Genomic DNA, 23,489 nt, shown 5'->3' on the forward strand with positions numbered 1-23,489 from the left:
CGGAAGGCACATGAACGAAAGGATTCGGGGACTCGACGGACTGCGCGCCGTCGCGATCGTGTGGGTGATGCTGTTCCACTCCTGGCTGGTCGGCGGGATGGGGCGCTGGGACTGGCTGGCGACGCCGGGCTGGATGGGCGTCGACCTGTTCTTCGTGCTCAGCGGTTATCTCATCGCATCGCAGGTGTTCGCCGGCATCGCGCGCGGCGAGCGCTTTTCGTACGCCGATTTCTACACGCGTCGCGCGTTCCGGATCCTGCCGGCGTTCCTCGTGGTGCTCGCCCTGTATGTGGCTGTGCCTGCGATCCGCGAAGTCCATCGCCTTCCGCCGTTATGGATGTTCCTGACGTTCACGCAGAACCTGTTCGTCGACTACTCGCACGACAGGGCGTTCTCGCATGCGTGGTCGCTCTGCGTCGAAGAACACTTCTACCTCGTGTTTCCTGCGCTCGCGATGTTGCTGGTGCGACGCATCGGCGGTCGCGGCGTGGCGGCGATTGCAATTGCGACGGTGCTCGCCGGCATCGCGTGGCGCGGGATCGTCTGGACGCAGTGGCTGGCGCCCCTGCGCAGCACGTCCGGCGGGCCATCGGCCTTCGGTGCGCGCTGGGTGGAGTGGATCTACTACCCGACGTGGTGTCGCCTCGACGGCCTGCTGTTCGGCGTGCTGCTCGCCGCCATCCGCACGTGGCGGCCGTCGTGGTGGACGGCGATCGCAGCGCGCAACGGCTCGATCGCTCTTGGCGGGCTCGCCTGCCTCGCGGCCGCCGTCGTCGTAACGACCGAGCGCGACGGGTTGCTGGCGAGCGTGGCCGGTTTCCCGCTGGCGTCGTTCGCGATGGCGTTGCTCGTGGCTGCCGGCGCGACGGCTAACAGCTGGACCTCGCGCCTTACGCCGCCGGGCGCCGGATGGGTCGCCGCGGCGTCATACAGCCTGTACCTCACGCACAAGGCGACGTTCGCAGTGGTCGACGGGCTGCTGCCGGAAGACATGCAGGGCATCGCGCGGTTCGCGTTGATCGGGGTCGCGGCCGTGGCGATCGGCGCGCTGCTCCACTACGTCGTCGAGCGGCCAGGGCTGCGCATACGGCAACGGTTGCAACGCGCTCGCGCGACGTCCCCGGCGGCCCTGCCCGAAGCCGTGTGACGCGACGCACGCGACTGCGGCGCGAACCTAACCGGGCGCCCACCCGCGCCCGTCTAACGTAGCGGCCATGATCTTCCCGCGCCTGCTATCCCGCGATCCCAAGACGCGTGTCCGCCTCAAGCGGCAGCTGATGGGGCTGGCGAGCTACCTCATGTTCCTGCTGCCGGGCTCGCTCGCAGTGCGCTGGGGATGGATGCAATACGGCTACTCGGCGCTGTTCGGGCTGCTCGGCATCGCGATGGCGTTCAACGTGGCGTTCTTCGCGCTGATCCGCAGCGGCTACAGCCGCAGGTTGCGCGACCCGACGCTGCTGGTGCCGCAGATCCTCGTCGCGCTGGTGCTGGCGCTGGCGGTCATCCACCTGATGCATAACGATGCGCGCAGCCTGATGTTGATGCTGTTCGTGGCGATGTTCTTCTTCGGCATGTTCGGGCTGGATACGCGCCAGTTCCTGCGATTGTCGGCCGTTGCGGTCGGCGGCTATGCCGGGCTCATGGTCGTCGAGTACCACGATCGCCCGCTCGACACGCCCGCATTCCACATGGAGGTGCTGCGGCTCGTCGTTTTGCTGATGATCACGCTGTGGATCTCGTTCGTCGGCGGCTATTTCGCGCACCTGCGCGCCAAGCTCGCGGATAAAAAGCACGCACTCGAAGAAGCACTGGAGCGGGTCAAGGATCTTTCCGAACGCGACGAACTCACTGGCGCGCGCAACCGTCGCTACCTGATGCAGGCGCTGGAGAAAGAGCGCGCGCGTGCCGAGCGTTTCCACCTGCCGTTCTGCGTCGCGATCATCGATCTCGATCACTTCAAGCGCATCAACGACGCGTACGGGCATCCGGTGGGCGACGAGATCCTGCGTGGCTTCTGCGACCTTGTGCGTCGGCAGGCGCGCGAGCTCGACCTGATCGCGCGACAGGACGTCGATGACGCGTTCGGCCGTTACGGCGGCGAGGAGTTCCTGCTGGTGCTGCCGCATACGACGCTCGACGGCGCGATGCAGTGCCTCGAACGCATGCGCACGGCGACGGTGGCGCATGCATTCGACACGCAGGCGGGCGCGCTGGACCTCACGTTCTCCGCGGGCGTCGCGCAGTACGTCGAAGGCAGTTCGGTATCGACGTTGCTGGGTAGTGCGGATGGCGCGCTCTATCGCGCGAAGAGCGAAGGTCGCGATCGCGTCGCGGCCGCGTAATCAGCTGGCGTTCGTGGCGCCGGGACGCTGCGTCAGCAGTTCGCGCAGCTCGACTTTTTCCTCGTCCGACAAGCGCCCGGTTTCCGCGAGGACCTGCCGCAACTCGGCCATGCGCTGATCGGTCGCCGCCTTGTTGAGGTTGACGACGTTGTCGAGCAACTCGGCGCGCCAGTTCTCGTCGATGCCGGGCAACGTCTGCACGACGAGTTTCTGCAGCGGCTCCTGCTCCTCACGCCCCGCGAAGTGCTCTATCAATGCCGCGGCACCGATGTCGGGCCTTGCGTGCACGAGTTCAATCAGTTCAACGAGCAACGGAACGCCCGGCTGACGCAACGCGGCGAACGGCGGATTCGCCGGAATCTCCAGCGCCAGCGCCGGCTTATGCAGCAGGTAGAGGATCGCGCTACGCACGAGGCTGCGTTTCGGCGGCGGCGCATTGCGCGACGGCGTGGCACGCGCGCGTTGCGCAGGCACATGCGTGTCGGGCGACGCGTTGCGCGCGCCGACGCCGGTGATCTCGGTAAGACGCTGGCGCATTAGATCGGCGAACGCGCCGTCCGGAATCTGCGCGAGCAATGGCTTCGCGCGTTCGGCGAGGCGACCTTTGCCTTCCAGCGTCGCGAGGTTCACGTCGACCGACAGCGTGTCGAACAGGAACTGCGACAGCGGCGTCGCGTCGAGCAGGCGCGCTTCGAAACCGTCGCGGCCTTCGTTGCGCACGATCGAGTCCGGGTCTTCGCCTTCGGGCAGGAACAGGAAGAACGCCTGGCGGCCGTCCTTCATGCGTGGCAGAACGGATTCCACCGCACGCCATGCGGCGCTGCGCCCGGCGCGGTCGCCGTCGAAACAGAAGTAGACGTCGGGTGCGTTGCGGAACAGCAGCTCCGCATGGTCCGGCGTGGTCGCAGTGCCCAGTGTCGCGACGGCCTGCGGCACGCCGTGCTGGAATAGCGCGATCACGTCCATGTAGCCCTCGACGACGATCAACCGCTCGATCTTCGAGTTGGCGCCGCGCACCTGCCACAGGCCGTACAGCTCGCGGCCCTTGTGGAACAGCCGCGTCTCCGGCGAGTTGAGGTACTTCGGGCTCGCGTCCTTCTCGATGACGCGGCCACCGAATGCGATGGGTCGCCCGCGTCGATCGTGGATGGGAAACATCACGCGGTCGCGGAACTTGTCGTAGACGCGGCCGGAATCGTTCTTCGAGAACATGCCCGCGCGCTCGAGCAGTTCGAGACGCTGGGGGCTCGTGCCCAGCGCGTTCTTCAGCGCTTCGAAACCGTCGGGCGCATAGCCGAGCTGGAACTTGTCGCGAATCTCGTCGGACACGCCGCGCGCATCGAAATACGCGCGCGCCTTCGTGTTCGACTTCAGTTGCTGGCGGAAGAACGTGGTCGCCGATTCGAGCACGGCGTAAAGGTCGAGCAGTTGCGGATCGGCCGCGCGCTGCTGCGTGTCCTTCGGCACGTCCATGCCGACGCGCTTGGCCAGTTCCTCGATCGCGTCGAGGAATTCCAAGCGGTCGTACTGCATGACGAAACTGATCGCGGTGCCGTGCGCGCCGCAGCCGAAGCAGTGATAGAACTGTTTGACCGGCGAGACTGTGAAGCTCGGCGAGCGTTCGTCATGGAACGGACAGCGCGCCGAGAACTCCTTGCCCTGGCGCTTGAGCGGCACGCGGCTGCCGACCACCTCGACGATGTCGGTGCGGGCGAGAAGATCGTCGATGAAGGCGTCGGGGATGCGGGCCATCGGGTGGCTCAAAAGCTCGTCAGCGAGTATCGCAGCGCGCGGCGGCGCGTTGGACATGCCCGCGCGTGAAGTCGGCCGCGGCGCGTCCCGGCGCGGAAAATGGCGGCGGAACGCCTGCGATGAGTGTAGTCGACGCGGGCGCCTTACCTTCGCAGGCCGGTGTGTCCGCGGCTGCGACTCAGGCTTTCGGCGGCGGCCCGAGGCGTTCGTCGATGACCGCCGTCACCACCGCGCCGCCGAACAGGATCATCGCGGCGTAGTAGACCCACAGCATGGTCAGCACCAGCGCGCCCATCGCGCCATAGGCCGACGCTGTGGTCTGGTGGGTGAGGTACCAGGCGATGCCCGCGCGGCCGGCCATGAACAGCACCGAGGTGAAGCAACCGCCCGCGAACGCGAGTTTCCAGCGCACGCGGCGGTCGGGCAGGAAGTGGTACATGAGCGCGAAGGTGAAGGCGTAGACCAGCAGCGCCGCCAGCGTCGCCGCGACCGTCTCGCCCTGCGCGTAGCGGCCGAGGGTGAGGTCGAGCAGCGTGGTCACCGTCATCGAGATCACCAGCAGGAACACCACCGCGAGCACCAGCCCGAACGAGAGCAGGCGCTTTTTCAGCCAGTTCCACAGGCCGGGCAGGGCGGTGGCATCGGTGCGGAAGATGCGGTTGAGCGCGTCCTGCAGCTGTGCGAACACGGCGCTGGAGCCGACGAACAGCAGCGCGATGCTCCACCAGCCGGCCATGGAGCCGGTGTCCGGCGTCGAGGCCGCCTGCCCGAGCACCTGACGCGCGACGTCCTGCGCCTGTGGGCCGACCAGCAGGCCGACCTGCGAGATCACTGCCTGCTGCGCGCTGGCGTTCGACGCGGTGAGCCAGAGCAACAGGAGGAGCAGCGGCGCCATCGCCAGCGCGGCATAGAACGCGAGCGCCGCAGCCTGGGTGATGACGTCGGAATCGAGGAAGCGCCGCAGCAGCGCCATCGGCAGCGAGCCGATGCTGGCTTTGCGGATCACCTTCTTGACGTCGACGGGTGGCGGCGCGCCGTCCGCCTGCGTGATCGAGGCTTTCTCGGTCGGGTCAAGCTGTGCGGTGACCGGCGGTGCGTCCGCGGGCGGTGCGGAACCGGTCCCATCGTCGTGCGACGCCGGCTTCACCACGTTGGCGTGGATCTTCGGGGCGCCGTGCTTGGCGGAGTCGGAGTCGGACGGCGATCGGGCCATGCGGCGAGCGTGCCGCAGCCGCCGTCATGGCATCGCGAGCGGCCGGTGGCGGTCGCCCGCGGGGGTGCGTCAGCCCAGTCGGGCCTTCACCAGCTTCGACACCAGCCCCATGTCGGCCTGGCCGGCGAGCTTGGGCTTCAGCGCGCCCATCAGCTTGCCCATGTCGGCCGCGCCGGTGGCGCCGGTCTCTGCGATGGCGGCTTCGATCGCCGCATTGATCTCGGGCTCGCCCATCTTGGCCGGCAGGTAGCGCTCGATCACGGCGATCTCGTCGCGCTCGACCTGCGCGAGGTCCTCGCGATTGGCGGCGGCGTACTGGGTCACCGAATCGCGGCGCTGCTTGACCATCTTGTCGAGCACGCCGATCACCGCGGTGTCGTCGAGCTCGATGCGCTCGTCGACTTCCCTCTGCTTGATCGCGGCGTTGATCAGGCGGATCACCCCGAGCGATTGCTTGTCGCCGCCCTTCATGGCGGTCTTCATGTCGTCAGTGAGTCGCTGCTTCAGGCTCATGGCGGGGTCCGGTGCGGAAAAGGCGCACTAGGGTACTCCCGCCTGCCCGGTCGACGCCGGCGCCCGCCAGTGACGCAGCGTCTGCGCGACCGCCACCAGCTCCGACGGCTGCACCGGCTTGGCGACGTGCACCTGGAAGCCGGCCGACAACGCGCGCGTGCGGTCCTCGACGCGTGCGTACGCCGTCAGCGCGACCGCCGGCACCGCGTCCAGCCCGCTCGCGTACTCCCACGCGCGCAGCGCCTGCACGAAGTCGTAGCCGTCCATGCCCGGCATGCCGATGTCGCTGATGACCAGGCACGGCGCGTGCAGCCGCGCGGCTTCGAGCGCGGCGTAGCCCGACTCGCAGGCATCGACCGTCGCGCCATGCGCTTCGAGCACCGATGCGAGCATCGCGCGCGCGTCGGCGTCGTTCTCGACCAGCAGCACGTGACAGTCGGTGAGCGCATCGGCTCCGGCGGTCGGTGAGGTCATTGTCGGTGCATGGCGACGCTCGATCTCGACGCCGTTCGACATCGCCGCGATCGGCAGCCGCACGGTGAACGTCGCGCCGCGACCAACCCCCGCGCTATCCGCACGCACCGTGCCGCCGTGCATTTCCACCAGATGCCGCACGATCGACAGCCCGAGTCCGAGCCCGCCGTGTTCGCGCGTCGACGACGCGTCGACCTGGCTGAAACGTTCGAATACGTGCGGCAGGAATTCCGGCTGGATGCCGCGTCCGGTATCGCGCACACGGACTTCGACGCCGTCATCTACACGCGCGATCGACACGTCGACGCGACCGCCGCGATCGGTGAACTTCACCGCATTCGCGACGAGGTTCCATACGACCTGCTGCAGCCGATCAGGATCGGCGCGCATGCGCACCGCATCGTCGACATGCACTTCGAGTCGCACGTCGCGCGCGAGCGCGGCGGGGCGGATCGCGTCCACCGCGGCTTCGACCGGCTGCGTGGCGTCGATGTCCTGCACCGTGAGATTGAGCTTGCCGCTGATGATTCGCGAGATGTCGAGCAGGTCCTCGACGATCTGCGCCTGCGCGCGCGCATTGCGTTCGATCGTCGTCACCGCGCGCTCGGCCATGTCGGGCGACAGGCGACCCGAGCCGAGCATCTCGCTCCAGCCGAGGATGGATGTGAGCGGCGTGCGCAGTTCGTGCGAGATGGTCGCGAGGAACTGGTCCTTCATGCGGCCGGCACGAATCGCATCCTGGTACAGGCGTTCTTTTTCGCGCGCGTCCGCCTGCGTCGCTTCGAACAAACTCAACCGGCTCATGCCGACGGCGGCCAATGCTGCGATTGACTCGACCGCGCGCACGTGTTCCAGCGTGAAAACACCCGCCTGTTCATGACCGAAGAACAGCCCGCCCAGCACTTCGTCGTGGTCGGACTTCACCGGCACCGCGAGATAGCTGCGCACCGGCAGGTGACCCGGCGGCATGCCGTGATACGGCGCCCACTGGCCGTAGCGTGTATCCGCGTGCACGTCGGCGATGCAGATCGTGCCTTCACCGCGAAAGGTCGGTGCGAACAGCGGCGTCGCGCGTGGATGCGCGAACTTCGAAAAACTTTCCGCCGGCACGCCCGACAAGGCGTACAGCATGTAGCTGCCGCCGTCGCCGTCGTCCACGTTGTAGAAGAACGCACCGAACTGCGCGCCGGTCAGGCGTGTCGCAGTGTCGGTGACGGCCTGCACCAGCGTGCCCAGATCAAGTTCGTCGAGCATCTGCTCGGACAGGCGACGGAACGCGACGTCCTCTTCCTCGCGACGCTTCTCGCGCGAGATGTCGCGCAGTTCGATCACGGTGCCGGCGAGTTCGCCATCGACCTGGATCGGCGTGGCGGTATAGGCGACCGGATAGAAGCGGCCGTCCTTGTGGACGAACACTTCTTCGCCGTGATCCTGCTCGTTGCGCGGGCCGGCGCCGTCGATCGGGCATTCGTCGACCGGAAACAGCGTGCCGTCGGGCCGCGTGTGGTGCAACGTCTCGTGCAACGCGCGCCCCTGCACCTCGTGCAGTGCATAGCCGGTCAACGCCTCCGCCGATGCGTTCATGTACACGCAGTGGCGCTGCGCGTCGACGACGAACAGCGCGACCGTCGCGTTGTCGCAGGCGACCTGCAACAGGCCTGCCGGCATCGGGGAGCGGGGCGATGACATGCGCGCAGCCTGCATCAGCGGCAGTCGACGGCATGCATGCGGGCTGCGACCGCCGCGGCGGGCTGATACGCTACCGCGGCCGCACTGCGGCACCCGGCGTCCAGGATCGGACGCGACTCGCGGAAGGGAGGTCCGCATGCATACCCCACCCGTGCTCTACGCCCGCGGCCCGTATCGCGTCATCGCGAACGTGCAGGGCGCCGACGATCGCTCGTACGTCGTCGTCGACACCGCCGGCACCTGGCTTCACGAAGACATCGCGCTCGAGGCCGCCTGCGACTGGGTCGACCTGCGCATGGCCGAACTCGATCAGCCCGTGCAGGCCCTGCGCCCGCGCCGGAGCCGCGCATGAACCGCCGCGTCATCATCGCGTCGCTCGGCTTCGTGATCGTCGCGCTCGCCGGGCTCTGGCTGTCGGGCCGCGTCACCGCGATGTTCTTGGGCCTGCACACCACGCTGCCGCACTGGTACGTCTACGTCGATTACCTGCGCACGATTGATCTCCCGCAGGTGCAGCCGTACGCCGCGAAGATCCGCGCGGCGGGCTGGGTCGGTTTCGGCGGCCCGCTGCTCGCGTACATCGGCGTGCTCGCGGCGGTAATGCGCCGCCCTGCGAAATCGCTGCATGGCGATGCGCGTTTCGCACGCGCCGGCGACCTCGCAAAACATCGCCTGTTCGAAGACGGCCCGACCAGTCTCGTCGTCGGTCGTTACGGCGGTCGTCTGCTGCGCCTGCCCGGCCAGCAGTTCGCGATCCTCGCCGCGCCCACGCGCTCGGGCAAGGGCGTCGGCATCGTGATTCCGAACCTGCTCGAGTACCAGGATTCGGTCGTCGTCCTCGACATCAAGCAGGAGAATTTCGATCTCACTTCGGGCTGGCGCAAGTCGCAGGGCCACGAGGTGTTCCTGTTCAATCCGTTCGCCGAGGATCGACGCAGCCATCGCTGGAATCCGCTCGGTTACGTGTCGAACGACCCGGCATTCCGCGTGTCCGACCTCATGGCGATCGCGGCGATGCTGTATCCCGATGCCGGCGACGAGCAGAAGTTCTGGGTGAGCCAGGGCCGCAACGCCTTCCTCGCATTCGCGCTCTACCTGTTCGAGAAGTACGACCACGAAACCAACTGCGGTTTTCCCGGCGCGACGCCGCCGACGCTCGGCGCGGTGTATCGCCTGTCTTCCGGCACCGGCGACAACCTGCGGGCCTACCTGCAGTCACTCGCACGGCAGCGCTTCCTATCCGAGCCCGCGCGCATGGCGTTCGCGACGTTGTTGTCGCAGGCGGACGAAACGTTCGCGTCCATCCTCGGCACGTTCAAGGAGCCGCTGAATCCGTGGGTGAATCCGGTGCTCGACGCCGCCACCAGCGCCAACGATTTCCTGCTGACGGATCTGCGCAAGAAGCGCATGACGGTCTACATCGGCATCCAGCCGAACAAGCTCGCCGAGAGCCGGCTCATCCTCAACCTGTTCTTCAGTCAGCTCATCAACCTCAACACGCGCGAGCTGCCGCAGAACAATCCGGAACTCAAGCATCAATGTCTGCTGCTGATGGACGAGTTCACGTCGATCGGCAAGGTCGAGATCATCGCCAGCGCCGTCGCCTACATGGCCGGCTACAACCTGCGTCTGTTGCCCATCATCCAGAGCATGGCGCAGCTCGACGCCACCTACGGCCGCGAAACCGCGCGCACGCTGGTCACCAACCACGCGTTGCAGATCCTCTACGCGCCGCGCGAACAGCAGGACGCGAACGACTACTCCGAGATGCTCGGCTATACGACGGTGCGACGTCAGAACGTCACGCGCGGCCGTGATGTATCGCGCAGCGAATCGGAAGAGCGCCGTGCATTGATGTTGCCGCAGGAATTGAAGGCGCTCGGCCCGGAACGCGAGGTCGTGATGTACGAAGGCATCCCGCATCCGGTGCTGTGCGAGAAGATCCGGTACTACACGGACAAGCGCTACACGGCGCGCCTGTTGCCCAAGGTCGCGGTGCCCGCCCTCGCCATCGTGACTTCACGCGGTGTTGACGCCCGCGATCCCGTTTCGGTACCGTAGTCACAGAAGACGCAAGGTCTTCGCCCGGCCCACGCCGGAACAGGGACGAATGCGGCACGCCATGCGTGCCGGTCATGGAGCAGTACAGGGGACATCGACAAGGACTCGTTTCAAGCCGGCAGGACGCCGCACATCCGCGCACCTCGCCGTTCCATCCGACCCGTCATCGCCTTCGTGCGCGCCTGCGCGCCGGCGATGCGTTCACGCGTACCGGTGAGCCGTGAATCCGCTTTCGCAATCCGTTCGTTTCCTCGTTGTCGTGGTCGCAACCGCCTCGCTCGCGGCTTGCGCCACGCGTCCGCCGCCGTCGGCCACGGGCCGCTGGATGCCCGTCAACCATTACGACGCGCAATCCATCGCGCTGCCGTTGCGGCCGGCTTATGTCTACTACGCCGCGCCTGTCGACCGCACGCTCAAGGGCCTGCTCGAACGCTGGGCGCGTGACAGCAAGATGGAGCTGGAGTACCGGCACGATTCGGACTTCACGCTGTATCGCGGCGTCGCCGACCTGCACGGCGATGACCTGCGTTCGACGCTCGCGCAGCTCGCCTCGCTGTACGCGGCGCAGCAGGTCGCGATCGACGTCGAAGGCAACCGCATCGTCGTAAAGCGCGCTGCCGTCGCATCGACGCCTGCCGCGAACGCCACCGGGGGCCAGCCATGAGCGCACGTGTCGCCTCGGAAAGCCTGCGCGTCGAGCACGCCGTCGGCCGCGCCGTGAACTACGAAGTCAGCCTGGCCGACCGCGCGCGCCGCAGTGAGCGTCGCGCGTGGTGGGTGGCCGGCACGTCCTGCGCCATCTCGCTGATCCTCGCAGGCGGCTACTTCTACTTCCTTCCGCTGAAGGAAAAGGTGCCGTACCTGGTGATGGCCGACGCCTACACCGGCACCGCGACCGTCGCGAGGCTCGACGGCAACTGGGGCCAGAACAACATCACCCTCAGCGAAGCGGTCAACAAGAGCAACGTCGCGCACTTCGTGACCGCGCGCGAGTCCTATGACATCGCGCTGATGCGCCTGCGCGACTGGACGACGGTCTACACGATGTCCGCCCCGTCCGTTGCTGCGGGTTACACCGCGCTGCACGGCAAGGACAATCCGGAACGTCCGTACAACACCTACGGGGACAAGGCGGCGATCCGCGTCAAGATCCTCAGCATTACGCTGATCAACGACGCGAACGGCAGGCCCAACGGCGCGACGGTGCGCTTCCAGCGCACGCTGTACGACAAGTCGACCGGCCGCACCGCGCCGCTCGACAGCAAGATCGCCACGCTCACGTTCACCTACAAGGCGAACCTTGCGATGGACGAGAAGTACCGCGTCGAGAACCCGCTCGGCTTCCAGGTCACGACCTACCGCGTCGACAACGATTACGCCGAAGCGCCGCCGGTCGAGCCGGAAATCCCGGCGTTTTCGATGCCGGAGATGGGTGAGCCGACAGCGTCGGCTCAGGCCGCAACCGCAGCGCCCGCTACGGCACCGACGAACGACGCCGCGACGCCAGCTGCATCGCCAAGCGCTACTGCACAGCCGACCACCGGAGCCCGCCCGTGACGCCCCGTTCGTTCGCGATCGTCCTCGCCGCCGTGCTCGGTGTCGCCACCGGCGCCGCGCCCACGCGCGCATCGGCCGAGCCGATCCAGGAATACGACTACGCCGACAACCGCATCTATGCGGTGCGCACGGGCCTCGGCATCACCACCGAGATCGAGCTGTCGCCGAGCGAAACGATCGTCGACTACAGCACCGGGTTCTCGAGCGGCTGGGATATCAGCCGTCGCGACAACGTCTTCTACGTCAAGCCGAAGAACGTCGACGTCGACACCAACCTGCTGATCCGCACCGAAACGCATTCGTACATCATCGAACTGCGCGTGGTCGCGACCGACTGGAAGGCGCTCGACCAGGCGCGCAACGCCGGCGTGCAATACAAGGTGCGTTTCGTCTATCCGACCGACGCGAAGTTCCGCACCGAGTCCGCAGTGAAGGCGCCGGAGCTCGACGTCGCGCTGGACCCGTCGCGCAATTACCACTTCGACTACGACTACCGCACGCGCACCCGGCTGCGCGCGCTGGTGCCGGCGAGCGTCTACGACGATGGGCGGTTCACCTACATCAAGCTCGGCGACACCTCGCCGTTCCCGACCGGTTCGTTCCCGGCGGTATTCGGCAGCGAAACCGAGAACGGTGACGAGTTCATCGTCAACACGACGGTGCAGGGCAACACGATCATCGTGCACGGCACCTATCGCTATCTCGTGATCCGCCACGGCAAGGACGTCGTCGGCATCCGCAGGAATCCGCACTCGTGAGCCAGATCGTCAGCAATCCCTACGAGCAGGACCCCGTCGCCGCGGTGGCGGACGCCAATCCCTACTTCGGTGCGCACGCGCAGGCCGCCGCGCCGGATCTCGATGCCGGCGCGCCCACGCTGCGCACGGCGGAACAGCAACGCGTCAATCGCAAGGCGTTGCTGTTCCTGGGCGGCATCATCCTGCTGCTGATGATGATGGCCGTGCTCGTGTTCCGCGGCAGTTCGAAGCCGAGCGATGCGACCAAGCCGAGCGAAGAGCAGGTCAGCATCCCCACGCTGAGCGACGCGACGCCGCCCTTGCCGCGGACGCCGCCGGCCGCGCAGAACGTCGAGCCGATCGCCGTGCAGTCAACACAGCCGGAGGCGCTATCCCCTCCGCTTCCGCCATTGCCCGCACAGCAGGAGTCGATGGCGTATCCCGCCACGCCATCCGCACGGTCCTACGCCCGTACGCCAACCCTGTTGGAGCGTCGCATGGGCAACGACTCGACGGCGACAGCCGGTGACACCGCCAATCCGCAGGCCGCCGCGTATGCACAAACGCTCGCGATGGCTCAGGCAGCGCTCGGCCAGTCGGGCGGCGCAGGTCAGGCAGGGGAACAATCAGCGCCGATCGACGCTGCCAAACGGCCTACGGTTGCACGTGCGCTACGCAATCCCGACACGCTGCTCGTGCGGGGCACGCTGCTGCGGTGCGTGCTCGAGACACGGGTCATCAGCGAGGCCGACGGCTTCACCTCGTGCATCCTCACCGAGCCGGTGTACTCGATCAACGGCCGCACGCTGCTGCTCGATCGCGGTTCGAAGATCTACGGCAGCTACAAGGCGCGCCCGAAAGGTAATCGCATCGAGGTGGTTTGGGATCGCATCACCACGCCGAATGGTTACGACGTCAGCATGATCAGCCCCGGCGTCGACCCGCTCGGCAGCGCAGGCTATCCGGGCCAGGTCGATTCGCACTGGGGGTCGCGCATCACCTCGGCGCTGATGGTCAGCCTGCTCAGCGACACCTTCAAATACGCCGCGGCAAAGAACGGGCCGCAAAGCTCGACAGTCAGCCAGGGCGTGGTGGTGACGTCGCCGTACGAGAGCAACACGGCCAACACCATCGATCGTCTCGCCAACCAGGCGGCCGAGGAAGGCATGTCGCATGCGCCGACGGTGACGATCAATCAGGGCTCGATGGTCAGCGTATACGTCGCGCGCGATGTCGATTTCACGGAGGTTGTCGGCCGCTGAGCCGACCACGATGGAGCTCGACGCGTTAGCGCAGGTTTCGGACGACTTCCTGTCGTACCAGTACGAGGTGCTCGGCATCCTCGGGCACATGGCGTCGTCAGACGTCACCGAGATCTGCATTAACCGGCCCGGCGAAATCTGGATCGAGTCGCGCGGCGGCTGGCAGCGTCACGACGTACCGGCGCTCACCTTCGAACGCGCACGCCAGTTCTGCACGGCGGTCGTCAACGAGAGCAATACCGGGCAGCGCATCACCGACACAGATCCCGTCGTATCGCTGACGTTCCCGACCGGACAGCGGGCGCAGTTCGTGATCCCACCGGCCTGCGACGCCGGCAAGGTGTCGATCACGATCCGGCTGCCGTCGCACCGCACGAAGACGCTCGAGGAATACGACGCCGACGGCTTCTTCGAGCAGATCGTCGAACAGGCGGGCGAGGTCAGCGATCACGATCGCGAACTGCTCGACCTGCGTGCTCGTCGCGACTACGCCGAGTTCTTCCGCCGCGCCGTGCACTACCGCAAGAACGTGGTCGTCGCCGGCGCGACCGGCAGCGGCAAGACCACCTTCATGAAGTCGCTGGTCAACCATATCCCGGACGAAGAGCGCCTCGTCACAATCGAGGACGCGCGCGAGCTCTTCATCCGCCAGCCGAACGTCGTGCACCTGCTCTATTCGAAGGGCGGGCAAAGCGCGAGCAACGTGACCGCCAAGAGCTGCATGGAAGCCTGCCTGCGCATGAAGCCCGACCGCATCATCCTGGCCGAGTTGCGCGGCGACGAGTCGTTCTACTTCATCCGCAATTGCGCGTCGGGCCACCCGGGGTCGATCACCAGTTGCCATGCCGGCAGTACGGCGCAGACCTGGGACCAGCTCGCACTGATGGTGAAGGCCTCGAACGAAGGTTCGGGCCTGGAATTCGCGGTGATCAAGCGCCTTCTGATGATGACGATCGACATCGTCGTGCACATCAAGGCGCATGCCGGACGACGCTTCATCACCGGCATCGATTTCGATCCGCAGCGTGGATTGGCGGCCGCATGACGTGCGGTCATGCCACTGCAGCAGGCGGCGTTGACAATGCGCGCGGACGCGTGAGTCAATCCTCGCGACGCCGTTGCCTGGTACCGGCACGGCCGCGCAAGGACGCCGCGCGCGGATGGAATCGCCCTGTCGATCCCGCCGCGCGTTGCACGCCAAGGATGGGGGGCTGACGGTGTTGCCTGGCATGGAGCTGATGGGCTGTCCGGACCTCGCGGTCCCCGCGGACGTGATGCATCACGTCGTCCACGTCGAGTCTTCGTTCAATCCGTACGCGATCGGTGTGGTCGGTGGCCGCCTCGCGCGGCAGCCGGCGAACCTGCCCGAAGCGCTCGCCACGGTGCGGATGCTCGAAAGCCGCGGTTTCAACTTCTCGCTGGGCCTGGCACAGGTCAATCGCTACAACTTGGCGCGCTACGGGCTCGGTTCCTATGAGCAGGCCTTCCAGACCTGCCCGAACCTGCGTGCTGGCTCGCGCATCCTCGCCGAGTGCCATGAGCGCTCCGGTCGCGACTGGGGCAAGTCCTTCAGTTGCTACTACTCCGGCAATTTCGTGACGGGCTTTCGCGAAGGCTACGTCCAGAAGATCTATGCCTCGATGCGTGCGGCGTCGAACCCGCGCATACCGGGCGCGATCGCCGTGTACGGCAGCCCGACGTCGCGCCATGCAGCCGCACCCTTTCCGTTGCGCGCAACCGGCGACGTGCCGTCGCGCATCGAGCCGCTGCAGAGCGCGCCGACCATGCCGAATACGTCGGTGTCCGCGGCCGCCGCTCCAATGTCGTCTGCAAACGCCGTGGCCGCGACACCGGAAAACAGTGCCGACAGCGTCGTCGTATTGCGCCCCGACGGCGCACCTCCGCTGGTCGCGGGCGCGAGCACCGCGTCTGCTCCTGCCGCGCCCGCAACAAAGCCCACACCCGATGCACCGCCGCGCGACGCGGCATTCGTGTTCTAACCCGCCCCGGCGGTCAACGCCGTCCCGCAACGACAAGGAAAGCCCATGAAGTCGATCAAGTCCCTGAAGTCCACCGTTTCCTCGGCGATCGCGTTCGCAGCGTTTCTTCCCGCCCTCGCCTTGGCAGAAGGTGGCGGCGATATCACCGAAACCACGGGCACCACGAAAAAGTTTTTTGACAACATTAACGGGCTATTGAACGTGGCGTCGGTTTCCGTTGTGACGATCGCAGTGATCTTCGCCGGCTACCAGATCGCATTCGCGCACAAACGCATCGCCGACGTCGCGCCGATCCTGATCGGCGGCTTCCTGATCGGCGCAGCGACGCAGGTCGCGAAGATGCTGATCGGCGGGACCTGATCGACCGAGGTTGCGGCCATGCAGAAGAACGTTCTTTTCCGCGGCTGCACGCGGCCGCCCATGTTCATGGGCGTGCCGTACGTGCCGTTCTTCATCGGCGCGGGCACCGTGATCCTGCTGTCGTTCTACACCAACATGTTTTTCCTCGTGCTTCTGCCGGTGGTGATTTTCATCATGCGGCAGATGGCCCGACGCGACGAGATGATCTTCCGCCTGCTCGGCCTCCGCCTGCAGGTGCGCATGAAGGTCCGCAACCTCGACGTGCACGACGGCATGTGGGTGTTCACGCCGAACCTGTATCGCGACCCGCGCAGGAAGTCCCCGGACCGCTGAGGCGCTCCCTCATCGATCCCCGCGGCGACGCGCAACCGCGCGTCGCCGATGTTTTCCGGTTGACCGAATTCCATGACGACGTTCACGCCAGACACTCCGATCAGCGACTTCATCCCGCTGTCGACCCATGTCTCCCCGACCGTGGTGAAAACCACGGGCGGCGACTACCTCATGACCTGGCATCTCGAAGGGCTGCCCTTCGTAGGGCGCGAGGAATGGGAGCTCGAGCATCGGCACAACACGTTCAACCGGATGCTGCAGACGCTGCGCGCGCCGGACTTCGTCAATCTCGCCTTCTGGGTGCACGACGTCCGTCGTCGTCGTCGCATCAAGCAGCGCAGCAGCTTCAACCAGCGCTTCAACCAGCAGCTGTCGGACGCGTACTTCGAGTCGCTCTCGTCGCAGAAGATAATGGCGAACGAGCTGTACCTCACGATGATCTATCGGCCCGTGGTGACCGGTAAGAAGTTCGTGGAGAAGTCCACTGACGTGCGCCAGTTGCAGGCGCAGCAGGACGAGGCGATCGCGAAGCTGCTCGAGCTCGCGGGCAACCTCGAAGCCGTGCTCAAGGACTACGCGCCGTACCGTCTCGGCATGTACGAGGCGGCGAACGGCGTCGTGTTCTCCGAGACGCTGGAGTTCTTCGGCTACCTGATCAATCGCATCGACGAGCCGGTGCCCGTGCTCGACGCGCCGGTGCACAGCTACCTGCCGGTCAGCCGCCACATGTTTTCGGGCAAGACGGGCGACTTCGTCGTGACGTCGCCGTCGGGCTCGAACCAGTTCGGCGCAATCCTCAACATCAAGGAATACACCGACGGTACCTACCCGGGCATCCTCAATCGCCTGAAGTATCTCGATTTCGAATACGTCATCACGCACTCCTTCAGCCCGATGGGCCGGCAGGATGCGCTGAAGGTGCTCGACCGCACCAAGGGCATGATGATTTCGTCGGGCGACAAGGCCGTCAGCCAGATCATCGAGCTCGACCAGGCGATGGACCAGCTCGCCTCCGGCAACTTCGTGCTCGGCGAATACCACTTCACGATGTCGCTGTTCGCCGACTCGCAGGAAAAGCTGTCGCAGAACATCGCGACTGGCCGCGCGGAGCTTTCGAACGCCGGCTTCGTGTCGGCGAAGGAAGATCTCGCCGTCGTACCGTCGTTCTATTCGCAGCTGCCGGGCAACTGGAAATACCGCACGCGCATCGCGAACGTCAGCTCGCTGAACTTTCTGGGCCTCGCGCCGCTGCACAACTTCGCGTCCGGCAAGAAAGAGAACAATCCCTGGGGCGATTGCGTCACGACGCTGCAGACCACCAACGGCCAGCCGTACTACTTCAATTTCCATGCCACGCACCCGGGCGAGAATTCGCTGGGCGAGAAGGCGATCGGCAATACGATGGTCATCGGCAAGTCCGGTACCGGCAAGACCGCGCTGATCAACTTCCTACTGAGCCAGGTGCAGAAGCTCGAACCGTCGCCAACCATCTTTTTCTTCGACAAGGACCGCGGCGCCGAGATCTTCGTGCGCGCGTGCGGCGGCAATTACCTGGCGCTCGAGAACGGGCGGCCGACCGGCTTCAACCCGTTCCAGTGCGAGCGCAGCGAAGCGAACGTACAGTTCCTCGCCGACCTGGTGAAGGTGCTCGCCGGCAAGACGCTCTACACCTCGCGCGAGGAGGAAGACATCTTCCGCGCGGTCGAGAACATCCTCGACACGCCGGTGCGCCTGCGCACCATGACCAACTTCCAGAAGAGCCTGCCCAACATGGGCGACGACGGCCTGTTCGCGCGCATGCGCAAGTGGACCGCCGGCAACTCGCTGGGTTGGGTGTTCGACAACGCCGACGACACGATCGACCTCGCGAAGGCGAACATCATCGGCTTCGACTACACCGACATCATCGACAACCCGGAAGTCCGCGTACCGGTCATCAACTACCTCCTGCACCGGCTGGAAGCCCTGATCGACGGGCGTCCGCTGATCTACGTGATGGACGAGTTCTGGAAGATCCTCGACGGCAAGGGCGGGCTCAAGGAGTTCGCCAAGAACAAGCAGAAGACGATCCGAAAGCAGAACGGTTTGGGCATCTTCGCTACGCAAAGCCCCGAGGACGCGCTGGCCAGCGACATCGCGGCCGCGCTCATCGAGCAGACCGCCACGATGGTGCTGCTGCCGAACCCGAACGCGAGCCGCGAGGATTACGTCGACGGCCTGAAGCTGACCGAGTCCGAATATCAAGTCGTCGTGAACCTCGACGAGCGTTCGCGCTGCTTCCTGGTCAAGCAGGGCCACGCCGCCAGCGTCTGCCAACTCAACCTGCGCGGCATGGACGACGCCCTCGCCGTGATCTCGGCGTCGACCGACAACATCGAAGTCATGCACGAGGTGCTCGCCCACGAGGCCGAGCGCCATGGCGTCAGCGTCGACCGCCTGACGCCGGAGCAGTGGCTCACCACGTTCTACGAATGCCGCAAGGGTTCGGGCAAGTCGCGTGTTGCGTCGGCGACCCGCCCGAAGGCCCAAGTCGCCTAAACCTCGCCAAGGAAAGGAATCCGTGATGAAGAAGACTTACCAGCACATTGCATCGGTTGTTCTCGCTGTAGCCCTCGGCACAGGCGTCGCATCGAACGATGCACGTGCGACCGGAATACCGGTCGTCGACATCAGCGCGATCATTACGGCGCTGCAGTCGCAGTTCAACGACATCGCGCAGTACGCGAAAGAACTGCAGGGCATGGCGACGGACGCCGCTCACTATCAGGAAGTGATGAGCCACTACCGCCAGCAGCTCATCAAGCTCCAGCGCATGGTGTCGACGTTGTCGTTCAGTGGTACCCAGCCACTGAACAAGCGCGACGACGACTTCATGGTGGACGTGGTGTGTGACGGCTCCCACGGCGGACTCGATCTTCGCCGCCTCCTAAGTGTCTTCCAGTTGGACCCCAACGGCGACATCGTCGGGCAGCAGCGGACGATCTGTCAGCTTCGCCAAGTGGCACGCAATCAGAAGTTCAACGAGACGATCGACTTCCTGACACGCGTCAAGGCCGAGACCCAGGCGGAACTCAACGAGATGGCATCGCGTCAGGACGCCGGCGGCGAAACGCAGGGCGGAGTGCAGACCAGCGTCAACGACGCTACTGCGACGAGTGTCAGGCTGAGCGCGATCTACCAGAACTATTCCACCAAGGTCCAGATGTACGACAACCAGATCGCCGCGCTCGACGACATGCAACGGACGCTCACGGCGGCCGCGCTGAAGGGCGGGAACGATCCGATCGGAACCATGGTCCACACAGCAACACTGGAAGCAGCCCTCAAGATCCATTGAGGATGTGCGGGACGCAGGTCCGCAGAAGGACAAGGAGTAACAGTAGATGGGGCTGAACTGGCTGACGCCGCGGGTAGATTCGATCGGGGACTTCGTCTTCTACCGGTTGATCCTCGGCTACCTGCGCGACGCGATTCATAAGTTCGGCATCGACCTGATGGCGCGCGCGATGAGCTGGGTTGGCATGATCGCGCTGACCCTGCTCACGCTGTGGATCCTGATCCAGGGTTTCCGCATCGTGACCGGGCAGTCGCGCGAGTCGATGATGGCGCTCGTCATGAACTCGCTGAAAGCGACGCTGATCCTCAGCATCGCGACCTCGATGGCGATGTTCGGCACCAAGATGGACAAGTTCCTGACGGAAGACGTCAAGAACGAGATCAATCACGTGGTGACGGGGTCCTCGTCGTCGCCGGAAGAGGCGATCGACCGCAACCTCGCGTGGATGCAGATCGCGTTGTCGAGCATCGACGTGCTCGACGTCGCAAGTGATCCGACCCTCGACGCACAGAAGACGCGCGCGCTCTACATGGTGGGTATCGGAACTGGCGGCCCGGCCATCGTCGGCGGCACCATGCTGCTGCTCAACGAAGTTGCACTGGCGCTGTTCATCGGCTTCGGTCCGCTGTTCATCCTGTGCCTGCTGTTCGACCAGACCAAGCCGCTGTTCGGGCGATGGCTGTACTACGGCATCGGAACCATGTTTTCGATGGCGGTACTGAGCGCGATGGTGTCGATCGCCCTTGAAATGGTCGTACGTGTTGCCAGCTCCTTTTGGGGCGCGGCGCTGATCGGAATACTTACGAAAACGAACTTCAGCGACGGCATGACCAGTCAGGCGATGCAGCAGGGAGGTCTCGGCCTGATTCTCACCGCGCTGATCATCAGTGCACCGCCGATGGCGGCTTCGTTTTTCCAGGGCACGCTAGGGCAGTTCAACTACACGAGCGCGTTCCAGCGTGCCGGATATTCAGGTAACGGCGCGCCGCCGGGCTCTCCGAACTACATTCCGACGTATGCTCCATCCGCGCCGGCTCGTAGTCCGGTCGGCGGTGCATCGGGCGATACTCTTCGCACTATGCAGCCTCGCATGCACATCCCTGACAGGCCGACTCCAGGAGCACGTGGCGCGTCCAATTTTGAGGTCTAGCATGTATCGGAGTTTCTTATTCGCGGCGCTAGTGATGGCCTCGCCAATGGCGTCGGCGCAGAACTGTCCGTCGGGAATCCCGGAGGCAAATAATCCTTCGTGCTTGCCGCCGTCCGACGCGGCGTCTCCGTATTACGTCGCGCCCGCGCGTCCAATGCCGCCTCCGCAGCCGTCGGGCTACTGGATTGACCAGTGGGGCGCGATCGTGACTGATGCGGTAAGCGGGGATGTGGGTACCGCCATCAAAAAGTCGACTGCACGGGAGGCGCTCGACGAGGCGTTCGCGCAATGTCGCTCGGGTGGAGGTTCCGCCTGCAAAAAGCTGATCGTATTCGAAGATCAGTGCGGCGCCCTAGCGTGGGCAACCGGTGGTGGCAAGGCTGCGGCCGCCGGCGGAAGTACCCCTGAAATGGCGGAACAATCGGCGATGGCGACATGCGCCGCGACCGGAAAAGGCTGCAAAATCTTCTACTCTGAGTGCGCGCTGCCCGTGTTCCACGCCTACTGAGCGCAAGCGCCGAGCGGTGAGACGCGAGGCGAAACGGTCAGGCGACGAGCAACGCTGTCCCATTCGCGGCGGCGCTCACCCAAGGCGGAACATCGCGTCTTTGGGCGTCCATTGACGCACTGTTGAAGGCGGCTATCGACCAGGCGTGGCCTTGCTGGTTCTACAATGGATTTCGACGCGCGTCAGGCGTCGCCATCGCGGCTGCGCAGTCCCTCGTGAACACCCTCGTTCCCCCCCTCTCCGTAGCCCCCATGATGGACTGGACCGACACGCACTGTCGGGCGTTCCATCGTGTACTCGCGCCGTCGGCGTTGCTCTACACGGAAATGGTCCACGCCAACGCGGTGATCCACGGTGACCGCGCGAAATTGCTGGCGATGGATCCGACTGAACATCCCGTCGCGCTGCAGCTCGGTGGAAGCGATCCGCAGTTGCTTGGCGAAGCGTCGCGCATTGCGGCCGAATGGGGCTTCGACGAGGTCAACCTCAATTGCGGCTGCCCGTCCGACCGTGTGCAGGCCGGGCGTTTCGGTGCCTGCCTGATGCGCGAGCCCGCGCTCGTCGCCGATTGCGTCGCCGCGATGAACGATGCGGTGTGTGCGAGCGCGCGTCCCGACGTTCCGGTCACGGTGAAGTGTCGCCTCGGCGTCGATGACGACAACGACTTCGACGTATTCCTCGCCTTCGTCGATACCGTCGCGAAGGCCGGTTGCAAAACCTTCGTCGTGCACGCACGCAACGCGTGGTTGAAAGGCCTGTCGCCGAAGGAGAATCGCGAGGTTCCGCCGCTCCGTTATGAGTGGGCGTATCGGCTCAAAGCACTGCGCTCCGAACTCGGCATCATCGTCAACGGCGGAATTGCGGGTGTCGACGACAGCCTCGAGCATCTGTCGCATGCCGATGGCGTCATGCTCGGTCGCGCCGCGTATCACGATCCTTATGTCCTGCATCGCGTTGATGCACGGATGACCGGCAGCGAGGCGCGCACTCGCGAGTCGCTTCTTCTCGACTACCTCCCGTACATGCAGCGACAGCTCGACCGCGGCGTCGCGCTCAAGCACATGACGCGACATCTGCTCGGTCTGTTCCTCGGCGAGCGCGGCGGTCGCGCATTCCGGCAGGTGCTCAGTGAAGGCTCGCACCGGCCCGGTGCCGACCTCGAGCTCGTCGAAGCCGCGCTCGCGTGCACGCGGCCCGATTGGCTGAGGCGCATCACGTGATCACCCGCGATCGTGCGCATTTCCTCGACGCCGCTTCGCGATGCGCGCCCGATGCCGGGCCAGCGACGGCTCGTGCCGCGTTCCTCGTCACGCCCGAAGGCTTCTCGCGTGCCGAGCAGTCCGCGTCCGACAACCGCTACATGGCCGACGCCGCGCAGTTCGACGCCGATGCGGCTCTGCGCCAACACCGTGCGCTGCAGTCGGCATTGTCGGTGTCGGTTCCGGTAATCGCATTCCCCGGCGATGCGGCGACGCCCGACGCGACCTTTCCCAACAACGTGTTCGCGACCGCGCGCGTCGGTAACGAAACGCGTTTCATCATCGGACGCATGCGTCATCCAGTGCGTCAGCGCGAAGCCGAACGTGCAGACATTCGCGACTTCTTCGTCGACACGATGGGCTACTCGCCGATCGACCTTTCCGCGCAGCCGCACGCCTGCGAACTCACCGGTGCACTTGCGATCGATCGTGCGCGCGGGATCGGATTCGCGGGCCTGTCCGAACGTTGCGACGAAGAAGGCGCGCGCCGTATGCACGAGGCTTTCGGCCTGCGTGCGACCTTCATGTTCGATCTCGCGCCGGGCGAGTACCACACCAATGTCGTGCTCGCGGTTCTTGCCGGGCGCGCCGTCATCTACGCACCGAAAGGCTTCGCAGACGTCGAAGACGCGCACGCCATTGCGTCGTTGTGCGCGCCGCATGCGATCGAGCTTTCGTCCGCCGAAGCGTCGCGCTTCGCGGGCAATGCCATCGCGCTCGATCCGCAGCGCGTATGGATGAGCGGCAGTGCCGATGCATCGCTGCGTCCGTCGACGCGCGCCGCGCTCGCGGATGCAGGCTTTTCGGTGCACAGTGTGCCTCTCGATGCGATCGAGGCTGCTGGCGGTTCGTTGCGTTGTTGTGTCGCCGAGATATTCTGAGGAACTGAACCGCGACAGCGCGTTAGCTGAAAAGTTCAGAGCGGATTCACTGCTTCGCTTC

Annotated in this window: 22 protein-coding genes; 18 read left to right on the forward strand and 4 right to left on the reverse strand. The window is 65.5% G+C overall.

Annotation, left to right across the window (positions count from 1 at the left end; genetic code table 11):
- Positions 1–10 precede the first annotated feature (10 nt).
- Together ACVWWW_RS02105 and ACVWWW_RS02110 are read left to right on the forward strand one after the other, a co-directional pair.
- A complete protein-coding gene (locus tag ACVWWW_RS02105) occupies positions 11–1,147 on the forward strand; it encodes an acyltransferase family protein (RefSeq protein ID WP_027084083.1) in 1,137 nt (378 codons plus the stop codon).
- A 67-nt stretch (positions 1,148–1,214) separates the two neighbouring features.
- On the forward strand, positions 1,215–2,342 hold the full coding sequence (locus tag ACVWWW_RS02110; RefSeq protein WP_027084082.1) for a GGDEF domain-containing protein: 1,128 nt from the start codon (positions 1,215–1,217) through the stop codon (positions 2,340–2,342).
- Here ACVWWW_RS02110 and dnaG read toward each other — a convergent pair whose 3' ends face one another.
- From dnaG to ACVWWW_RS02130, 4 genes are all read right to left on the reverse strand, one after another.
- Positions 2,343–4,094, reverse strand: coding sequence for a DNA primase (gene dnaG, locus ACVWWW_RS02115; protein ID WP_027084081.1), 1,752 nt, complete (start codon positions 4,092–4,094; stop codon positions 2,343–2,345).
- A gap of 178 nt (positions 4,095–4,272) precedes the next feature.
- Positions 4,273–5,307, reverse strand: coding sequence for a YihY/virulence factor BrkB family protein (locus tag ACVWWW_RS02120; RefSeq protein ID WP_155914463.1), 1,035 nt, complete (start codon positions 5,305–5,307; stop codon positions 4,273–4,275).
- A gap of 69 nt (positions 5,308–5,376) precedes the next feature.
- The gene (locus ACVWWW_RS02125) at positions 5,377–5,820 is read right to left on the reverse strand and encodes a GatB/YqeY domain-containing protein (protein ID WP_027084080.1); all 444 of its coding nucleotides are present in this window, start codon (positions 5,818–5,820) and stop codon (positions 5,377–5,379) included.
- Positions 5,821–5,847: 27 nt separating this feature from the next.
- Positions 5,848–7,983, reverse strand: a complete 2,136-nt coding sequence (locus ACVWWW_RS02130) for an ATP-binding protein (RefSeq protein WP_196804433.1) — start codon at positions 7,981–7,983, stop codon at positions 5,848–5,850.
- A gap of 136 nt (positions 7,984–8,119) precedes the next feature.
- On the opposite strand from ACVWWW_RS02130, the gene ACVWWW_RS02135 reads away from it, so the two are divergent.
- The 16 genes from ACVWWW_RS02135 (at position 8,120) to ACVWWW_RS02210 (ending at position 23,428) form a co-directional block, all read left to right on the forward strand.
- A complete protein-coding gene (locus tag ACVWWW_RS02135; protein ID WP_027084079.1) occupies positions 8,120–8,335 on the forward strand; it encodes a hypothetical protein in 216 nt (71 codons plus the stop codon).
- On the forward strand, positions 8,332–10,044 hold the full coding sequence (locus ACVWWW_RS02140; RefSeq protein WP_051235630.1) for a type IV secretory system conjugative DNA transfer family protein: 1,713 nt from the start codon (positions 8,332–8,334) through the stop codon (positions 10,042–10,044). The genes ACVWWW_RS02135 and ACVWWW_RS02140 overlap by 4 nt, the downstream gene beginning before the upstream one ends.
- 220 nt (positions 10,045–10,264) lie before the next feature.
- Entirely contained in the window at positions 10,265–10,708 is a 444-nt protein-coding gene (locus tag ACVWWW_RS02145; RefSeq protein ID WP_027084078.1) for a hypothetical protein, read from the forward strand.
- The gene (locus tag ACVWWW_RS02150; protein WP_027084077.1) at positions 10,705–11,601 is read left to right on the forward strand and encodes a type IV secretion system protein; all 897 of its coding nucleotides are present in this window, start codon (positions 10,705–10,707) and stop codon (positions 11,599–11,601) included. The genes ACVWWW_RS02145 and ACVWWW_RS02150 overlap by 4 nt, the downstream gene beginning before the upstream one ends.
- Positions 11,602–11,633: 32 nt before the next feature.
- Positions 11,634–12,359, forward strand: a complete 726-nt coding sequence (locus tag ACVWWW_RS02155; protein WP_456998737.1) for a TrbG/VirB9 family P-type conjugative transfer protein — start codon at positions 11,634–11,636, stop codon at positions 12,357–12,359.
- On the forward strand, positions 12,356–13,600 hold the full coding sequence (locus ACVWWW_RS02160; RefSeq protein WP_036143301.1) for a TrbI/VirB10 family protein: 1,245 nt from the start codon (positions 12,356–12,358) through the stop codon (positions 13,598–13,600). Before ACVWWW_RS02155 ends, ACVWWW_RS02160 begins: the two co-directional genes overlap by 4 nt.
- Before the next feature lie 10 nt (positions 13,601–13,610).
- Complete coding sequence (gene virB11, locus ACVWWW_RS02165) at positions 13,611–14,645, forward strand: P-type DNA transfer ATPase VirB11 (RefSeq protein WP_036143299.1); 1,035 nt, start codon at positions 13,611–13,613, stop codon at positions 14,643–14,645.
- 184 nt (positions 14,646–14,829) lie between these two features.
- A complete protein-coding gene (locus ACVWWW_RS02170) occupies positions 14,830–15,600 on the forward strand; it encodes a lytic transglycosylase domain-containing protein (protein WP_027084073.1) in 771 nt (256 codons plus the stop codon).
- 45 nt (positions 15,601–15,645) lie between these two features.
- Complete coding sequence (locus ACVWWW_RS02175) at positions 15,646–15,960, forward strand: TrbC/VirB2 family protein (protein WP_051235625.1); 315 nt, start codon at positions 15,646–15,648, stop codon at positions 15,958–15,960.
- Between the two features lie 18 nt (positions 15,961–15,978).
- Positions 15,979–16,293, forward strand: coding sequence for a VirB3 family type IV secretion system protein (locus ACVWWW_RS02180; RefSeq protein ID WP_027084072.1), 315 nt, complete (start codon positions 15,979–15,981; stop codon positions 16,291–16,293).
- 72 nt (positions 16,294–16,365) lie between these two features.
- Positions 16,366–18,831 carry a VirB4 family type IV secretion/conjugal transfer ATPase gene (locus ACVWWW_RS02185; protein WP_027084071.1) on the forward strand — a complete coding sequence of 822 codons (2,466 nt, stop codon included), beginning with the start codon at positions 16,366–16,368 and terminating at the stop codon, positions 18,829–18,831.
- 25 nt (positions 18,832–18,856) lie between these two features.
- Positions 18,857–19,630, forward strand: a complete 774-nt coding sequence (locus ACVWWW_RS02190; protein WP_027084070.1) for a hypothetical protein — start codon at positions 18,857–18,859, stop codon at positions 19,628–19,630.
- 46 nt (positions 19,631–19,676) lie between these two features.
- A complete protein-coding gene (locus ACVWWW_RS02195) occupies positions 19,677–20,780 on the forward strand; it encodes a type IV secretion system protein (RefSeq protein ID WP_027084069.1) in 1,104 nt (367 codons plus the stop codon).
- Positions 20,781–20,814: 34 nt separating this feature from the next.
- Entirely contained in the window at positions 20,815–21,288 is a 474-nt protein-coding gene (locus ACVWWW_RS02200) for a DUF4189 domain-containing protein (RefSeq protein WP_196804432.1), read from the forward strand.
- Positions 21,289–21,503: 215 nt separating this feature from the next.
- Positions 21,504–22,508 (forward strand): tRNA dihydrouridine(20/20a) synthase DusA, encoded by a 1,005-nt coding sequence (dusA, locus tag ACVWWW_RS02205; protein WP_027084068.1) that lies wholly within the window; start codon positions 21,504–21,506, stop codon positions 22,506–22,508.
- On the forward strand, positions 22,505–23,428 hold the full coding sequence (locus ACVWWW_RS02210) for an arginine deiminase-related protein (RefSeq protein WP_027084067.1): 924 nt from the start codon (positions 22,505–22,507) through the stop codon (positions 23,426–23,428). Before dusA ends, ACVWWW_RS02210 begins: the two co-directional genes overlap by 4 nt.
- Positions 23,429–23,489: the final 61 nt, after the last annotated feature.

It is taken from the genome of Lysobacter sp. HA18 (assembly GCF_054057595.1).

Excerpts from the sequence above, each read along its gene's own strand:
- ACVWWW_RS02130 (WP_196804433.1), bottom strand. The coding sequence starts at position 7,983 with ATGTCATCGCCCCGCTCCCCGATGCCGGCAGGCCTGTTGCAGGTCGCC.
- ACVWWW_RS02185 (WP_027084071.1), top strand. The coding sequence starts at position 16,366 with ATGACGACGTTCACGCCAGACACTCCGATCAGCGACTTCATCCCGCTG.
- ACVWWW_RS02105 (WP_027084083.1), top strand. The coding sequence starts at position 11 with ATGAACGAAAGGATTCGGGGACTCGACGGACTGCGCGCCGTCGCGATC.
- ACVWWW_RS02120 (WP_155914463.1), bottom strand. The coding sequence starts at position 5,307 with ATGGCCCGATCGCCGTCCGACTCCGACTCCGCCAAGCACGGCGCCCCG.
- ACVWWW_RS02180 (WP_027084072.1), top strand. The coding sequence starts at position 15,979 with ATGCAGAAGAACGTTCTTTTCCGCGGCTGCACGCGGCCGCCCATGTTC.
- ACVWWW_RS02200 (WP_196804432.1), top strand. The coding sequence starts at position 20,815 with ATGGCCTCGCCAATGGCGTCGGCGCAGAACTGTCCGTCGGGAATCCCG.
- ACVWWW_RS02170 (WP_027084073.1), top strand. The coding sequence starts at position 14,830 with ATGGAGCTGATGGGCTGTCCGGACCTCGCGGTCCCCGCGGACGTGATG.
- ACVWWW_RS02125 (WP_027084080.1), bottom strand. The coding sequence starts at position 5,820 with ATGAGCCTGAAGCAGCGACTCACTGACGACATGAAGACCGCCATGAAG.
- ACVWWW_RS02175 (WP_051235625.1), top strand. The coding sequence starts at position 15,646 with ATGAAGTCGATCAAGTCCCTGAAGTCCACCGTTTCCTCGGCGATCGCG.
- virB11 (WP_036143299.1), top strand. The coding sequence starts at position 13,611 with ATGGAGCTCGACGCGTTAGCGCAGGTTTCGGACGACTTCCTGTCGTAC.
- ACVWWW_RS02195 (WP_027084069.1), top strand. The coding sequence starts at position 19,677 with ATGGGGCTGAACTGGCTGACGCCGCGGGTAGATTCGATCGGGGACTTC.
- ACVWWW_RS02150 (WP_027084077.1), top strand. The coding sequence starts at position 10,705 with ATGAGCGCACGTGTCGCCTCGGAAAGCCTGCGCGTCGAGCACGCCGTC.
- dnaG (WP_027084081.1), bottom strand. The coding sequence starts at position 4,094 with ATGGCCCGCATCCCCGACGCCTTCATCGACGATCTTCTCGCCCGCACC.
- ACVWWW_RS02190 (WP_027084070.1), top strand. The coding sequence starts at position 18,857 with ATGAAGAAGACTTACCAGCACATTGCATCGGTTGTTCTCGCTGTAGCC.
- ACVWWW_RS02140 (WP_051235630.1), top strand. The coding sequence starts at position 8,332 with ATGAACCGCCGCGTCATCATCGCGTCGCTCGGCTTCGTGATCGTCGCG.
- ACVWWW_RS02135 (WP_027084079.1), top strand. The coding sequence starts at position 8,120 with ATGCATACCCCACCCGTGCTCTACGCCCGCGGCCCGTATCGCGTCATC.
- ACVWWW_RS02110 (WP_027084082.1), top strand. The coding sequence starts at position 1,215 with ATGATCTTCCCGCGCCTGCTATCCCGCGATCCCAAGACGCGTGTCCGC.